Here is a 15,166-nt window from a genome sequence, read left to right on the forward strand (position 1 = left end):
AAAATTATACTCCCCCAACGCCAACATCATCCTATGGACACCCGGTTCTGCGTGCATTACAAGGGCGACGGGTACCCGCCTTCCAACCGGTACTGCCGCGAGTGCACGGTGGCTCGTGCGGCCTGCGATGCGCTCTGGGCCCGGGTTGTCGGACTATCACAGTCAAATAATGGCGGTGCGGTCATGCTCGCCGGGACCCGGGCGGCGATGTACCCGCATCCAGAGAACCACGACTTCGTCCGCCTGAAGATCAACTGCTGCTGGAACCTGCCAAAAGAGGATTTCCTGTACTTTATTGCAACCGGCCATGCCGGGATGGGCCGGAAAGGTCACCGTGACGATCCTAAATCCTCGCCGAGCATGACCCGGCAGGAGCCGTACGTCCAGGCAATTGCCGCGGCGCTTGGCGGGGACGAATGCACAGAGATTCGGAACGTGCGGCGGGTGCAGAAAGGATTGCGGAGTATCTCCGGAACCTGAAATTGCTGCCGAAAAAAAAAATTGTGCGGCCCGTGGTCCGGCCTATGTACAGTTCCTGAACACGTAGAGCACGGTGCCGTTCCGGTACCTGATCGTATCCGTGTCGCCATAAGAAGCCGAACCTGCGCCTTCAGGGAGGTTCGTGCTGTAGTGGGTCACGATCTTTGTCACCATATTCGCCATGTATTCCGCGGTCATGATGCCGTGATACCGGAGGCTGAGTGTCGGCCCGGCATCGGGGCACCAGTCGCAGTCTTTCGGGGCATCGGGATGCGTGCTGGTGCGGCAGCGGCTGCCAAGGTAGTTTATATCATACCCAATGCCTTCGATTATCCAGCCGTCCTGTACGAGCGTCCTGACCCGGCAGGAATCCTGGAAAAGTGCTGCGGTTTCTGAGATATTTTCTTTTGTCCAGCCGCAATCGTACGCCATCTTCCACTGGTCGTCGGTGAGGATGAGCGGGATATTCGAGGTGTTGACGGCCGCGTTCATGGATGCGGTGACCGGCGCTGCATTCCCGTCATCCGGCTGCGGTGTCGTTCCCGGGGCCGTACATCCCGCGGCAAGTATGGCAAGTACGATGAGGAATCCGGCAAAGAGCATCCCGCGAGTCATGTGAGGTACTGGAACGTGCGGGATGAAAGGAGTTATTCTTTGTATTTCTTTGTTTTTTTGTTCCAGAAAACCGTTTTCCCGTTATTTTGTGCAGGAAAATTTTCACTCAACGCCACGTTTATGCCCGGCCGGTAATAACAGAAGGATCAGGCAGACCTGCATGGAAGTACCGTTAAACGGGCCTTTTATGCATGCATACCTATCCTGCCGGCACCGGACAGGGAGTCATATGGTGTTTTTCCGCGCCGGCAGGGGGTACGATCTGCTTATCGTGGAACCGGCCGGGTCCGGTACGGATCTGTCCCGGGGCAGCCGGGTTCCCTGCCCTCTCGTGTGACCGGCCGCGGGAAACCGTGCGGCCCGTTCCTGTTTTGTTACCCGTTTCTCTTTGTGGTTTTAAGCGTGGACCCGCGGTTTTTCCTTCCTGCCCGGGCGGGCATGGCGCAACAGTGATAATCCTCTGCGGTACAAGGCTTCGTAACGGAGCCTTTCATGACCGAACCACATACCGGCACCCCCCAGCGGGACGCGAACACCCGCGCCATCATCACCCGGATCCCGGCCGGGATGGTAACGCCCGACGATCTCGAAACAATAGCCCGCACGGCCCGGAAGTACCGCGTGCCGATGGTCAAGCTGACCTCGGGCCAGCGTATCCTTCTTGCCGGGATCGCGCCGGAGGATGTGCCCGCCGTTGTCCGGGAGCTCGGGCCGCTTGCCCAGCCGGAGGCGGCGCCGTGCGTGAAGTTCGTCCAGGCCTGCCCGGGCACGGAGGTCTGCCGGTTCGGGAACCAGGATGCTATCGCGCTTGCCCGGGCCATTGACGGGCAGTTCCGGCACCGGCATTTCCCGGCCAAGGTGAAGATCGGGGTCTCGGGCTGCCCCCGCTGCTGCGGGCAGAGCCACACCCGGGACTTCGGGATCGTGGGATCGAAGCAGGGCTGGGCGGTGCTCTTTGGGGGAAACGGGGGCACGAGGCCGCGGTTCGGCGACCTGATTGCGCAGGGCCTTTCGGGTTCCGAGGTCCTCGACTGCGTGCAGCGCATTGCGGAATATTACCGGGCGCACGCACAGCACCACGAGCGGACGGCGAGGTTTGTGGAGCGGGTGGGCTTAGAGAAGATCCAGGAGGATGTGGTGGCGATGATGCCGTATGTGGGGGTGGAGTAAGGGTGTATCTTAAAATATACTCTTTCATTTTTTAGAACTTGTAATAATAAGCAAATCTCTTGAGATAAAAAAGAAGATTTAATAGTAATTGATCTAAATGGAGAGATAATAATAAGGAGAATTTTATGGAGTTCAACATTCGAACATCTGAACTAAATGTCTCTCCAGAAGAGCGGGACCTCTTAACAAAATTAGGAGTAGCTTTAGATAAATTATCCGACAAAGATAAAGAAAACATAGAAAATATTCTTGCATTTAATTTAAGTTCTGCAAATAATAAAGCATTCGTGGAAGAAATTAGAAGGTCTCTTGCATCTAATTTAAGCATATATCTGGAAATCTCGTGCTCTGCAATATTTTTAAATATAATATCACAAACGTATCTGCTCGAAAATTTTTTAAATAAATTAAATGAAGAGAAAATATTGTCAAGTAAGTCAAAGCCATTTTTACTTAATTTGTCGGCGAAATATGGTATTTTTTTACGAGCAATTACACGCCAGATTGATAATCCCTTAAAATGGATGCGAATAAGAAGCAATATTCTACTTGACGATGATAATGTGTATATCCAAACAAAAATTACACGGAACGATTCTGAATTATTTATCTTTAATATTCCTCTAGAAAACACCCTTATTTTTGCAAATCATTTTGTCCAGAGAACACTTGATGTATGTAAAAAAACAGATAGAGAACATATATTAGAGATCTCTGAGGGGCAAATAAACACATTGGCAGAAAAAATTGAAGAATTAAAAATTTTTTATCAAACAGTGAAAAATGAGACAGACATCACAATAACGTCAGACAAAAATAAAAATACCGAATAATAATTTACGCGAATTCCATGACATATAATAAAGATTCAGGAGGGATTAATGGTCAAAAAGGATATTCCTACCAATCGGTATTAGCGCTATATTATTTAATTGTGAAAGAATCTCGGGAAATTGAATGGGAATGCGATGGGGAAGATTTTACTGTAATTAATGAGGAAGACTCATATAAGAGTATTAATTTCATCCAAGCAAAACATCAAAACACCGGTTCATTTTCATTAGCCCAATTTAAAAATGAAGTATTCCCCCAGTTTTGGAGAGCTTTTTTATCTGGGGTTAGGGAACATTCTGAAAAATTAATTTGTTGTACTTTAGTTACAGATATTGCACAAAACCATGATTTGAAAGTATTTGGTGATGCTGGCAAAAAAATACGGGAATCTGGATGGAGATTATCAGATGTTGAAAAATCCACACAAACCATTAAACATTATTTTCAATCAATGAGGAAAGGAAAAAAACCTGAAGACTTCAAAAGATTTTTATTTGGTTTAAAAATAATTGATAAATTTACTGCAGATCAAATGCAATTAGAAATTGCAAACTATCTTAAAGATTGTGGGGTGTCGGGACCGAAATCAAAGATCCGCGAAATGCTTCAATTTATTGTTGAAAAAGATCAAGGATTAATCACAAGAACAGAACTTGAAAATTTAGCAGGAAAACGATTATCTCGTATAATCACGGGGGAGTTATCAGCCCCACCTTCAAAAAATGAGATATCCTCTGCTTTACTGTCATTGTCAAGAATTAAACAAACATACTGTGAGACCCCCTCAACTTTCCCAGATAAAGACACGATGTATAGAGATCTCACAACATCGGTATTTACTACAACGAAAGTATTAGAGGGTGTAATAACCAATTCCTCAAAATTTAGTGTAACTCAACAAGATATAGACCAATACATTAGTATTACTGTATCTGATCGACACCATATTGAGGAAGAATCTAAAAAAATTGTTGATCTCGAAGAACAATTGTGGATTTCAAAAACAAAATTTAAACAAAGTCTCTCATCAATTGAAAAAACATTTAGTTATTTCGAGATTGAGGAAGATCAATCATGATTATTAGTATTGAACGATCTTTCCAATATCCGCAAAATATTAGGGATATAGATCAAATTTACAAACAAGTCTCTCAAAATTCAAATTATACGATCGTAAAATACTTGCCGAACAATTTTATTTCATTTCACATGAACCCTTCACAAAAGTTATTTAGATTGCATCAGGATGGGCGTATTTTTATTGAATGTGCAACAGAAAAAAATGAGTGCATTGGTAATGTAGTTGAATTATTTCAACAATTAGAGGATTTCACAAATAATAATTCCACGTTGGTAAATGAAAATCAATTAAATCCGTCTTTCATTATCAATATAATTGGAGTATCTGCAACAGCCCTTTTTTGGGAACTTCATGGGGATATTGAAAAAATCGGAAGATCTATATCGCGAAATTCAGAATTAAGAACCTATGCGAACCCAAATTTTAATTCAATCTCAATCAGAATTGAACCGAATTAATTAAGCTTGCCCTTAAATCACATGTCCCACATCCACGGCATCTCCGGCAGCACGAAATATCTCCTGAACGGCACACGGCCCGTCAACGGCAAAAGGTTTGAGACGCTCGACCAGATGCAGCACTTTTACGATCATTACGATGAGATCCTGGCCGATACGAGAAACACTGTGGCCCGGCGGGAGGACGAGACCATTGCCGGCCTTGGCCTTGAAGAGACCCGGCTTGCTGCGGAGCTCAAAGAGGGAATTACCCGGCAGACGCGGATTGTCGATAAGGAAATTGGGGAGTTCGACCACATGCGGTATGCAGCGGACGGCATCTTCTCCCGGATCGGGTTTTCCGCAAAGTACTGGATTGCGGTTGCGCTGCGAAACCATCACATCAACAGTCCGTACTCCGGGCTCTCCGTCCAGCTGGATCATGTCCGGTACGATAAACGGCATCGTGCCGAATACAGACAGGCAGCCATCGACCGGGAGTGCGGCACGGTTGTCCGCTCGTACGCGTTTTTGAAGGAAAACGAATCGTTTCTTGTTGGGGCGCAGGGAGAGGAGTACGTGATCCGCGAACTCTCGCAACTGCCGGACGAATTCCATGTGATAAACGATGTCAATCTCCGGTTCGCAAAAGCGATCTACTGGAGAAAACACAACGAGTACATCAAAACCTGCCAGATCGATCACATCGTTGCCGGCCCGACCGGGATCTTTTTGCTGGAGACAAAAAACTGGAAACGTTCCGATATCGGAACCAAATCCGACAAACTCATCCACCAGGTACAGCGGGCCGGTCTTGCCCTCTGGTACTTTACCAAGGATTACTACCGGGGAAATAATGACCGGCCCCGGGTCCGCAGTGTTGTTATCTCCCTGAAGGGTTCCAGCTCCGGCCGGTATCTCGATCAGTATATCGATATTGTTACACCGGGAAGAGCGTGCGATTATATCCGGAACCGGCAGCCGGTGCTTTCGCAGGAAGATGTCAACCGGTTTATCAGGATTCTTACCCGGTCGTAACCGCAGTCTGCCACCAGGCAGATATTGCGGGCCCGGCTTTCTGAGAGTATCCTGAACCCTTATGCATCCCGGAATTCCGATATCTGCCGTGTGCCCGGATCAGTATCCTCGAACGGATAATTCTTGTACATCGGCACGGTATCCGTGTAATGCCGTTGAGCTATTTTGAACCCGAACTTCTGGTAAAAGCCGGCCGCTTCCGGTTTTGAGTCCACGGTCATGAAACGGCACCCGACATACTCAGAAATCCGGCAGAAAATAATCAGGACCTTGAGCAGCATGTTCGTGCCGATATCCCGCCCCCGGTAAGTATCATGCGTAGCCAGCCGGGCGATCTTCATTGCCGGGTACCGGGCATAGGGGTACCCGTGATCGCTGTCCGATGCGGCAATTGCCTTTGTCTCGATGCAGTCGTTGACCAGCGTAAAAAATCCGACAACCTCATCGTTATAGATCGCGAGCCTAGTTACTGAGAGTTTCTTTTTCTGGCTCGAAAGGGCATCCTCTGTTAAAAATTCATACAGATCTGAATCCTCGCATAAAAATGATGACAGGTCGCTGCCGTCATGGAGAATTTCAAACTTCAGATCTTCAAAAGAGATATCCATTATAATCTGGTTTTTCTTGCCAGATATGCCGCCCTGCGTGCCAGTTCGCGGCCCTCAGGCGTATCGTAATGCGACGGATTTTCCATGTACCGGTGGAATTCCCGTGCATCCTCACCATCAAGGACAAGTCCCAGTTCAATCGGCTTTGCCATCTTCATCCCCCTTATTATGCGGGAAGGAAACTGCTTTACTTTCCTGCCCGGTCGGACATTGTCCGACATCTGACTCTTATTTTATCCTTTAATGATTTATAGATTATTCACTTATGACAAAAAGAACGAACTGATTATACCGTTGGACCTGAATATTTTCACCCTTATTCTCAGATATTTTTGCCATTGGCCGGGAACGCCATAACCGGTTCTCACTTCGCATGAAACCCCCCTTCCAAACAATACACCGACAACTTCTCCACCGTTCCCTCGGCCTCGCACCGGCCCCGCATGTCGCAGGCCGGGCACATCTTCTGCCCGAGATCTTTTTTGTCGATATTGAGCGTGCCCCGCTGCTCGTGGAGATCGTAGAGCAGCTTGAGGTACTTGCCCTCTGCAATTCTCGGGATCGCATCCTTTTCTGCGAGACCCTTCCACTCGTACAGCCGCTTGCCGCCTTTCTCTGAGTTGCACGACCGGCAGACCCGGATCGCGTTGTCGGCAATATCCGGGCCGCCGCAACACCGGGGCAGGATGTGCTCGGTCGTGAGCGGCATGGCGTGCGCCCCGCAGTAGATGCATGCGTCCGGGTTCTCGTGCTCATGGAGCCATTCGCGGATCGTGGACGACCACACAATCTCCCCGTCCCGGAGTTTGGTAAACCGGCTCATCTGGAAGGCCCGGGCATTGCCGAGCCCCGCGGATTTCGAGATCAGTTTTGCGTACTGCCAGAAGATCTGGTCGCGGATTGTTTTTACTGCGGGTGGCGGCATGGTTAATTTCCTGTCGTGGCGGTGGGCCGATAAAAGTATCGGAGGGTTCGGCAATAAAGCCCGTATCCTCTTTCTTTTAATATCCGCGTCCCTTCCTCTGATCCCCTCAGAGATCGTCCCTCCAAACAAGCCTAAATACGCTTGCTCCGGATCCGCAGACCTCCGGTGTAATTTTCAGAGAATAACCGGGTAATTCCCGGAAACTGACTTGCTTTTTGGCGAAACTGACTTACCGGATCCGAAAAACCGGTGATCCGGCGGGGGCCCCTCCGTCGGAGAAGTAGATCTACGAGATCGTATCTCCCTAAAGTCCGGATCGTACCCCCAAAACAGGCCTTCTTTTCATTTTCCGCGTGCCACCTTCCAATTAAAAATTACCCGGCCGTGCAAACGCTGCTATAAGCTGATATTTTGTTACGACGTGAAACTGCCCGAAAAATCACCAATTCATGTCGGTTTTGGGTCGAACGCTGTCGGATCGGGGCCTGGTGCCCGGGATCCTGCCCCCCATGCTCCGTCGGAGAATGCGGTTTGCCGGATCGTATCTCCCCCGGGGTCCAGATCATACCCCCAAAACCGCCCTTCTTTTCATTTCCCGCGGGCAAGGGTCCGTCAAACGGGAGATCCGCCGCCCAAAAGCGTACATTAGGGTTTTACAGCGCCACAATTCTCGCGTATTCTTGCAATCGGGCTGCAAATTTAGCGTATCTCCCAAACGCTGTGTAAAACTGCACCATTTTTGCCCCCTTTTTGTGGCCCGGCCTTCCTGCCCGGGGAGATTCTCCGTCGGAGAAGCACATGCCCGGAACTGCAGGCCGTATCCCGGTTTTTCGTGCCCGACAGTTTTCCCCGGTCTCTTTCCCAATCTTTAAACCCCAAAAAAAAGAAAACCGGGACATATCCGCGGGGTACCGGTCATGGGATTATGTGGAGCCAGGACAAAAAACGGGATCATCATTGTCAGCCTGCCCGAACACATCGATCATGTCGAGGCGCTGTCGCTTGAAAAAGAACTCCGGGAATATGTTGCCCGGGAACCAAAAGCCCTGCTCTGCGACATGTCCGGGACCAAGTACGTATCGAGCTCGGGGCTCCGCGTATTCCTTGCCACCGGGAAGATGGCAAAGGCCGCGGGCGTCCGGTACGGGTTTTTCGGCCTCACCAAATTTGTCGACCACATCTTTCTCATGTCCGGGTTCTGGAGCCTCTTTTCCCTGTACGATTCCGAAGAATCCGCGGTCCGGGCGCTCTCGCAATAACAGAAGAGATCTGCGGACCGCATCGTGCGGCTCCGGGGATCCGGGGCATAACGCCCGGCCCCGGTTTTTTAGTACACCAGCAGGAAGTACGCCATCGCGGTCGTGAGAAACGCACCGATCAGGAGAATGACCGCGACCGGCAACAGAAATCCCATCATCCCGTTGACCGTGAACGCGAGCTGCGAGATCCTCTGAGAACCAAAGACCACGATCCCCCGGCACCACGCGGTCACGCCGGCCGATCTCGCGGTCACGGCATCGGCAAGGGCCGCGGAGAGCGCCTCGTCCACGAACGGGTAGAATTTGTCCACGCCGACCTTAAGGCCGACCTGGTTGCGGCCCGAGACCGTATTGACCACATGGGTATCGGTCGTCATCACCTCGCACTCGTCAACGCGGGCAAGCAGCCGTTTCCGGATCTCGTCCCGGACCCCGGTCTGCATGTTGTTCCCGTCAAAGAGCACGTACGCGGTGGTCCTGCCGCCCGCAACAATCACGAGCACCTGCACGCCGAGATCGCCAAAGCCTTCCTGCCGGGAGAACGGCAGAACCCTGGCCGCATAGCCGGCCGAGAACGGCACCTGCTCGGCCTGAGCCATAATAGAGTACGCCTGCTCGGCCGCCCCGAGATATTCCATGGCAAGCTCCGTTGCCGGGTACACGCCGTCCGATACCACCTCCAGGCAGTTGTGGGCGTCCACGAATCCCGCGTGCCGGAAATATTTCTCGCCGGTCTTCATGATCGAAAAACCCACGGAAAAATCGAGGTCCTCGGTCACGAGCGGCGACCGGGTGGCAACGATGATCGCGGTGTCGCCAAACGCCTGCCCGAGCACGTCCACCGAGCCGCACCGGAACCGGGCCGGCGCCGTGCAGCCCGCGTTCCCGTACGCGGTCGGCCGGGCCGCGATGATGGTCCCGCCCAGTTTTTTAACCTCGTCCTCGTCCACCGGGTTGAAATCGTGCGAGGCCGAGCCGTGCATCACCATCGAGGCGTTCCCGAGCATCCCGTGCAGGATCTTTGGCATGTTGCTCCCGCCGACCTCCCCGAGCGGCCCGGGGTGGACGTTTGGGATCGTAATAAAGATCTCGTCCTTTCCCTCGCGGGCGAGAGCAAGCGAGACCTCGGGAACGACTACGCGCTCGCCAATGCTCCGGAAAAAGTCGTCGAGCTTCTTGCTCCCTTCCGAGAGGTGGGCGAGAAACGCGTTTGCCAGTTCGAGCGGCCCTACCTTGAAGTTCGCCTTCATCGGGCGCTCGATCACGTTGATGAAGAGGAGCACGCCGATTGCAAACGTGACGTGCAGGATGATCGAGAGCTGCACGAATGCAAGGCCCAGAAACGGTGCGGCAAGGGCGACTGCAAGGCCGGAGTGCAGGAGCGCCGGCACCATGACCCGGCGGAGGTGGAAGTCGACGACCGCGGCGAGAAGCAGCATCCGGAATGCAAAGACGAACGCGAGCGAGACCGCAAAGAAGACCGGGTAGGACGAGGCAAAGAAGAGGATGGGCGAGAGCGAGATAAAGAGCACGATCACAAGCCCGATAGCGGCAGTCAGGCCCGACCAGCCGTACGAGAGCTTCCCGCCAAAGACCCGGGCGAGCCGGGGCGTCAGGGCGAGCGCCGAGATTGCCGGGAGAAGATATGCGGCAATGGGGAAGAGGTTGGGGTGCGAAATGGACTTCCCGCTCCCGAGCATGGTCATGGCTTCCACGCAGCCCGAGAGGAGCACGATCACCGCGAACGATTTTATCCACGAGGGACTCGTTACGATATATTTCGAGAGCGCTTCGAGCCGGAGGTCCATATCACCGGACAAACAGGTCACGTCTCCTTGGGGAAAAAGCGGGCGGCGTCATTTAAGGGTATGTAGAAGGTCAGGGCATGTGAAGGTTTCCGCATCGTTTCCTCAAGCCTGATATCATCTCCCGTCCCACCCGGACTGGTATGAAGATCCTTGCCATTCACGGGAGCCCGCGGACGCTCCGGAGCACGACCCGGCAGCTTGTATCGTTTGTCCTTGCCGGGGCAGAAGATGCCGGAGCAGAGACCGAGATCATCGATCTTGCCGACCTCCGCGTGGTACCCTGCACTGGGTGCGATGCCTGTGCCATCAACGGCGTCTGCGTCAACGATGACGATCTCGCAGGTCTCGTGGCCCGGATGAAGGAGGCGGACGCAATAATTTTTGGCTCACCCGTGTACATCGACAACGTGAGCGGCCAGATGAAGGTTTTCTTCGACCGGCTCGCGGATGCCATCCATTACCAGCAGCTTGCCGGGAAATACGGATGCTCGGTTGCAACAACCGCCGAGTCCGGCGGAGACGAAGTTGTCGCGTACGAGAACCATGTCCTCAACTATCTCGGGGCCGTTTCAGTCGGCGACATGAGCATTGCGCTCGGCACAAACCCTGCGGCCCTTGCAGATGCGGAGCCTGCCGCCCGGGCGCTCGGGAAAAAACTCGTGGCAGCGGTCCGTGATGGTTTCTCCGATCCGGCGCAGGAAGCGGCAATCGCCGGCAACCGTGCGTACTTTGCCGCGATCGTACAAGAGAACCGGGACTTCCGTCCCGATGAATATGCCCGGTGGGAAAAGGCCGGCTGGCTGTAAGCGACCGTTTACGGGAAATTCCGGCTGGCACTGTTCGGGACGGCGATCTCGAACCGCGCTCCTTTTCCCTGTATGCCGGTTTCGTGGATGGATATCCCGGTTATGGCCAGGATATCCCGGGACAAAAAGAGGCCAAAGCCGGTGTTGCTGCCATAGCCTTTCTCGAAGATCTTCTCTTTCTTGTCGAGCGGGACACCGATCCCGTCGTCCTCGATCGTGATGACGATCCGGTCCTCTTCACGGGTACACCCGACCACGATCCGGGTAACCTTTTCCCCGTGGCGCTGGGCGTTCTCAAAGATATTGGAAAAGACCTTGCCGATCATCGGGTCGGCAAAGATCTCGGCCGTACCGCAGCTGCAGGTGGTGGCGATCCCGGGGAGTTCTGCACCGGCAACCAGGTCGGCGATCCGGTGCCAGGCCGGGGCCTTGATCCCGAGCTCCTGGTAGGTCCGCATGAACCCGAGCTGGTGCCGGATGGTCCGGATCGATCCCTGGACTTTGGCAAGGAAGTCCTGGACGATCGGGTCGGGCGGTCCGGTGAGGGCAAGCCTGAGGTATCCTTCCATCACGGTGAGCTGGTTTGAGACATCGTGGCGCGTGATGTTGGAAAGGAGCTGGAGTTTCTTTGAGGTCTCTTTAATCGCATCTTCCATGCGTTTGCGTTCGGTGATGTCCCGTGTGATCCCGAGCACGCCGTAGATCGCGCCACTGCTGTCCATGACCGGCAGGATACGCTCGTCAAGCCAGTACGTTCCCCCCGGGAGACTGGTCACCAGCTCCTTCTGGACCGGGACGCGTTTCTCGATAACCTCCTTAAGCATGGCAAGGCGGGGGGAAGCCTCATCTCCGAAGAGTTCGGTCAGGTGCTTTCCGATCACCTCTTCGGGTTTCCTGTGCAGCAGGGCCGCTGCCGGGGAATTGATATACCGGAAATAGCCTTGTGTGTCCACGAAAACGATGAGATCCGGGGAATTTTCCGCAATGAGGCGGTACTTCTCCTCGCTCTCTGCCTGGGAAAGCTCGGCTGTTTTATTCTGCGTGATATCGACAAGCACACCGGAGTAGACCTGTTCGTCCCCGTGACGGACCGGGCTGGCCTGTGCCTGGAACCAGATAACTTCGCCGGAGGATTTTACAAAGCGCCCCTCGAACTGCCACGTGCTGTGGTCTTTGAGCGCCGCATCGATGGATGCAACCAACTCCTTTTTGTCATCGGGATGGACATGGTCAATGAACCATGCAAGGAAGTTATCGGATGTTTCCGGGGCGCCGAAGATCTCCCGTGCACGGCCGCCATAATACGAGATGCCCCGGCTCCCGTCCGCCCGGGCGTAGAACTGGTACACCAGTCCGGGGATCGTGGCCGTGATCTCCTCGAGCTGCTGCCGGTTCTCTGCAATTTTCTTCTCGGCCTCTTTCCTCGCCGAGACATTGACCCCAAAACCGGTAAAGTATTTTTTACCGTCTATCTCAAGCGGGACTGCCGTAAAATAATACCAGGCTTTGCGTCCGTCCCGTAACGTCAGTTCGGTCTCCAGATCGGCAAATCCCTCCCGGAATGCCTGCTGGAGCTTCCCGCGGAAGACCGCTGCAAGGGACTCATCGTCCGCAAACCAGTCCATCAGGTGCATTCCGGCGAGTTTTTCATGTGGACAGCCGGTTGCAGTCTCGTAGTACCTGTTCCAGCGGACAAGCCGCAGGTCTTCGTCATAGAGGTACAGCAGGCCCGGCACGCTGTCGATCACGGCATCGGTAAAAAGCCGCTCCTCCCGGAGGGCTGCTTCGGTGCGTTTCTTTTTTACCACCTGCCAGAGGCCCTGGGCGAGCAGGAGCAGTTCCTGTGCATCCCGCTCTGTATAATCGGACTGCTTGTTTGCCACGCCGGCGACAAGCACCGCGTGACCGTCCTCGATGAGCGGGACGCCCAGGAACCGGGCGATCTGCGGGTGGCCTTCGGGCAGCCCCTTCTTTTTGGGATCGGGGGCCGGGTAATCGTTGGTGATCACGGTACGGTGGCTGCGGACCGGCTCGCCCCAGAGCCCGGCACGTGCGGTCGGATACACGAGCGGCAGGTTCCCGTTCGGGAGATTTTCCAGCGCTTTCTTTGACCCGGCAACCATCGAGATCTCGCTCTCGTCAGGACTCACGAGAGCAATGTAGCCGAGCGGGCTTGACGTGACGACGCCTGCCCCTTCGACTGCCGTTGCAAAGAGTGCCTGTTCGCTCTCATGCTCGTTCTTGTAGATCTCCAGGAGGGAGCGGAGCCGGGCCTCGCTCTCCCGGAGCCGGGCCTCGTTCTCTTCCAGTTCCCCGTACTGCCCGCGCAGTTCCTCTTCAGCTGCCGCGATCTGCTCGTACGCTCCTTTGAGTTCAACCTCTTTTTTCTTGAGGTCCGTGATATCGTGGAGGATCCCTTCGACCCCGAGCACGTTTCCTGCTTCATCGTAATACTGGTGGCTGCTGGTGGAGACCGTGATCGGCGATCCGTTTTTGTGCCGGAGTTCGATCTCGGCGTTTTTCACCAGGCCCTCTTTACGGATCCCATTAAGGAACTCCTGGCGTTTTTCCTTGTGGTAATAAAATACATCCGCCACGTTTTTCCCAAGCAGGTCATCCTGCGAATCGTACCCGAGCAATGCCACGCCGCTCGGGCTGATCATCACGAGCCGGCCCTCGTTGTTGGTCCGGTATGCCACATCCTGGAGGTTCTCGACAAGGGAGCGGTACTTTGCCTCGCTCTGGCGCAGCTCCTCTTCCCGCTGCCGTTCTTCGGTCACATCGCGGATCGTACCGATGCTGGCCGGTTTTCCCCGGTACGTGGCGAGCCCCACGTTCATCATGATCCTTCGCGTACTCCCGTCCTTTGCGAGGAACCGGCATTCGTACACCTCGGGGATATCGCCTCCCGCGAGCCGGGCGTGGTGCCAGGCAACGACCCTCTCGCGGTCCTCGGGGGCGAGAACCTGTTCTATGGGTGCGTTCACCAGTTCCCCTTCAGCGTACCCCAGGATCCCGCAAAAACCCCGGTTGCAGAACACGAACCTGGCGTTCTGCGTGATGAAGATCCCGTCCTGGCTGTGCTCCACGAGCGTCCGGTATTTCTCTTCGCTCTCCTGGATCAGGTTCTCGCTCTGCGCCAGTTCGTCGTATTGGACCTGGAGTTCCTCGGCAGACGCGGCGAGCTGGGCGTTTGCGGCCCGGAGTTCGTCGTCTGCTTTTTTCCGGTCGGTGATGTCCCGGATCGATTCGATCGCCCCGATCTGCTCGCCCCGGTCGTTAAAGAGCGCGCTTGCGGTCCCCCAGACATAGAGTGGCGGTTTGTTGCGCCGTTCGAGCACAGCTTCTGCCGTGAGCGATGTCGGTGCGTGGATGGTGTACGTGTAGTGGCCGGTCTCGAAGTTCTTGTCGGGGGTGATGATGAGGTCGATGAGCATGCGCCGGCGCTCGCCATAGAGGGCGCAGGCATACTCGTAGTTGCCTTTTCCCAGGGCCTGCGATGCGGGAACGGACGTGAGCTCCTCCATGGCCTTGTTCCATGCAATGACCGTGCCTTTGGTGTCGATCGCAAAGGTGGCGTCCGGGAGGAAGTTGATGATGTCAGCGAGCCGCTTTTCCGATGCGGCCAGCGCCATTTCGGACTGCACCCGGGCGATCGCCTGCCGGAGTTTGTGGGCGAGCTCGGCGAACTGCGCCCGGGGATCGCCGCCTTTCTGGAGGTAGAAGTCAGCGCCGTTGTTGATCGCAGCGATCACGACTTCCTCGCGGCCTTTGCCGGTGAAAAGGATGTACGGGATGGAGCCGTGCAGGGCCCGGACCTCTTTTAAAAGGCCGATGCCGTCCATTCCCGGCATCTGGTAATCGGCAACGATCGCATCGAAGTGCATGGTTTTTAGTTTTTCAAGCGCTTCTTTTGCGGAGAGGGCACAGGTGACGGTAAAATCCCCGGTCTGTTCGAGGAAGAGCTTGCCGATCTCCAAAAGTCCCGGTTCATCGTCAACATAGAGGAGAGAGTACATGTGTTAAAAGCCCCCGGGTCACCCGTGCACGTATAAAGACTGGATGAGTGGCAATTGTCCGGTGATCGTTATGAATGTTACGAGTC

Annotated in this window: 14 protein-coding genes; 8 read left to right on the forward strand and 6 right to left on the reverse strand. The window is 54.1% G+C overall.

From position 1 onward, the window contains the following. Positions 1-33 precede the first annotated feature (33 nt). A complete protein-coding gene (locus tag BP758_RS08630; protein WP_292370470.1) occupies positions 34-480 on the forward strand; it encodes a hypothetical protein in 447 nt (148 codons plus the stop codon). 42 nt (positions 481-522) lie between these two features. Here BP758_RS08630 and BP758_RS08635 read toward each other — a convergent pair whose 3' ends face one another. After that, positions 523-1,095 (reverse strand): hypothetical protein, encoded by a 573-nt coding sequence (locus BP758_RS08635; protein ID WP_292370471.1) that lies wholly within the window; start codon positions 1,093-1,095, stop codon positions 523-525. Positions 1,096-1,587: 492 nt separating this feature from the next. On the opposite strand from BP758_RS08635, the gene BP758_RS08640 reads away from it, so the two are divergent. From BP758_RS08640 to BP758_RS08660, 5 genes are all read left to right on the forward strand, one after another. Continuing rightward, positions 1,588-2,265, forward strand: a complete 678-nt coding sequence (locus tag BP758_RS08640; protein WP_292370472.1) for an NAD(P)/FAD-dependent oxidoreductase — start codon at positions 1,588-1,590, stop codon at positions 2,263-2,265. Between the two features lie 125 nt (positions 2,266-2,390). After that, complete coding sequence (locus BP758_RS08645; protein ID WP_292370473.1) at positions 2,391-3,098, forward strand: hypothetical protein; 708 nt, start codon at positions 2,391-2,393, stop codon at positions 3,096-3,098. A gap of 17 nt (positions 3,099-3,115) precedes the next feature. Further along, positions 3,116-4,177 carry a hypothetical protein gene (locus tag BP758_RS08650; RefSeq protein WP_292370474.1) on the forward strand — a complete coding sequence of 354 codons (1,062 nt, stop codon included), beginning with the start codon at positions 3,116-3,118 and terminating at the stop codon, positions 4,175-4,177. Next, on the forward strand, positions 4,174-4,638 hold the full coding sequence (locus BP758_RS08655) for a hypothetical protein (protein WP_292370475.1): 465 nt from the start codon (positions 4,174-4,176) through the stop codon (positions 4,636-4,638). The genes BP758_RS08650 and BP758_RS08655 overlap by 4 nt, the downstream gene beginning before the upstream one ends. A gap of 21 nt (positions 4,639-4,659) precedes the next feature. Next, the gene (locus BP758_RS08660) at positions 4,660-5,655 is read left to right on the forward strand and encodes a nuclease-related domain-containing protein (protein ID WP_292370476.1); all 996 of its coding nucleotides are present in this window, start codon (positions 4,660-4,662) and stop codon (positions 5,653-5,655) included. A gap of 59 nt (positions 5,656-5,714) precedes the next feature. Here BP758_RS08660 and BP758_RS08665 read toward each other — a convergent pair whose 3' ends face one another. From BP758_RS08665 to BP758_RS08675, 3 genes are all read right to left on the reverse strand, one after another. After that, positions 5,715-6,263: a GNAT family N-acetyltransferase gene (locus tag BP758_RS08665; protein ID WP_292370477.1), complete on the reverse strand. Its 549-nt coding sequence runs from the start codon at positions 6,261-6,263 to the stop codon at positions 5,715-5,717. After that, the gene (locus BP758_RS08670) at positions 6,263-6,415 is read right to left on the reverse strand and encodes a hypothetical protein (protein ID WP_292370478.1); all 153 of its coding nucleotides are present in this window, start codon (positions 6,413-6,415) and stop codon (positions 6,263-6,265) included. Before BP758_RS08670 ends, BP758_RS08665 begins: the two co-directional genes overlap by 1 nt. A gap of 212 nt (positions 6,416-6,627) precedes the next feature. Continuing rightward, on the reverse strand, positions 6,628-7,188 hold the full coding sequence (locus BP758_RS08675; RefSeq protein ID WP_292370479.1) for an HNH endonuclease: 561 nt from the start codon (positions 7,186-7,188) through the stop codon (positions 6,628-6,630). 917 nt (positions 7,189-8,105) lie between these two features. Between BP758_RS08675 and BP758_RS08680 the strand changes: the two genes are divergently transcribed. Beyond that, positions 8,106-8,447, forward strand: coding sequence for an STAS domain-containing protein (locus BP758_RS08680; RefSeq protein ID WP_292370480.1), 342 nt, complete (start codon positions 8,106-8,108; stop codon positions 8,445-8,447). Positions 8,448-8,515: 68 nt separating this feature from the next. On the opposite strand, the gene BP758_RS08685 is transcribed toward BP758_RS08680, so the two are convergent. Next, positions 8,516-10,267 carry a DUF2070 family protein gene (locus BP758_RS08685; RefSeq protein ID WP_292370481.1) on the reverse strand — a complete coding sequence of 584 codons (1,752 nt, stop codon included), beginning with the start codon at positions 10,265-10,267 and terminating at the stop codon, positions 8,516-8,518. A gap of 128 nt (positions 10,268-10,395) precedes the next feature. Here BP758_RS08685 and BP758_RS08690 point away from each other — a divergent pair, with 128 nt between their 5' ends. Further along, complete coding sequence (locus BP758_RS08690; protein WP_292370482.1) at positions 10,396-11,061, forward strand: flavodoxin family protein; 666 nt, start codon at positions 10,396-10,398, stop codon at positions 11,059-11,061. Between the two features lie 8 nt (positions 11,062-11,069). Here BP758_RS08690 and BP758_RS08695 read toward each other — a convergent pair whose 3' ends face one another. Continuing rightward, entirely contained in the window at positions 11,070-15,080 is a 4,011-nt protein-coding gene (locus BP758_RS08695) for a PAS domain S-box protein (RefSeq protein WP_292370483.1), read from the reverse strand. Positions 15,081-15,166 lie beyond the last annotated feature (86 nt).

The organism is Methanoregula sp. UBA64 (genome assembly GCF_002502735.1).
Classification (GTDB): Archaea; Halobacteriota; Methanomicrobia; order Methanomicrobiales; family Methanospirillaceae; genus Methanoregula.

Excerpts from the sequence above, each read along its gene's own strand:
- BP758_RS08630 (WP_292370470.1), top strand. The coding sequence starts at position 34 with ATGGACACCCGGTTCTGCGTGCATTACAAGGGCGACGGGTACCCGCCT.
- BP758_RS08635 (WP_292370471.1), bottom strand. The coding sequence starts at position 1,095 with ATGACTCGCGGGATGCTCTTTGCCGGATTCCTCATCGTACTTGCCATA.
- BP758_RS08640 (WP_292370472.1), top strand. The coding sequence starts at position 1,588 with ATGACCGAACCACATACCGGCACCCCCCAGCGGGACGCGAACACCCGC.
- BP758_RS08645 (WP_292370473.1), top strand. The coding sequence starts at position 2,391 with ATGGAGTTCAACATTCGAACATCTGAACTAAATGTCTCTCCAGAAGAG.
- BP758_RS08650 (WP_292370474.1), top strand. The coding sequence starts at position 3,116 with ATGACATATAATAAAGATTCAGGAGGGATTAATGGTCAAAAAGGATAT.
- BP758_RS08655 (WP_292370475.1), top strand. The coding sequence starts at position 4,174 with ATGATTATTAGTATTGAACGATCTTTCCAATATCCGCAAAATATTAGG.
- BP758_RS08660 (WP_292370476.1), top strand. The coding sequence starts at position 4,660 with ATGTCCCACATCCACGGCATCTCCGGCAGCACGAAATATCTCCTGAAC.
- BP758_RS08665 (WP_292370477.1), bottom strand. The coding sequence starts at position 6,263 with ATGGATATCTCTTTTGAAGATCTGAAGTTTGAAATTCTCCATGACGGC.
- BP758_RS08670 (WP_292370478.1), bottom strand. The coding sequence starts at position 6,415 with ATGGCAAAGCCGATTGAACTGGGACTTGTCCTTGATGGTGAGGATGCA.
- BP758_RS08675 (WP_292370479.1), bottom strand. The coding sequence starts at position 7,188 with ATGCCGCCACCCGCAGTAAAAACAATCCGCGACCAGATCTTCTGGCAG.
- BP758_RS08680 (WP_292370480.1), top strand. The coding sequence starts at position 8,106 with ATGGGATTATGTGGAGCCAGGACAAAAAACGGGATCATCATTGTCAGC.
- BP758_RS08690 (WP_292370482.1), top strand. The coding sequence starts at position 10,396 with ATGAAGATCCTTGCCATTCACGGGAGCCCGCGGACGCTCCGGAGCACG.
- BP758_RS08695 (WP_292370483.1), bottom strand. The coding sequence starts at position 15,080 with ATGTACTCTCTCCTCTATGTTGACGATGAACCGGGACTTTTGGAGATC.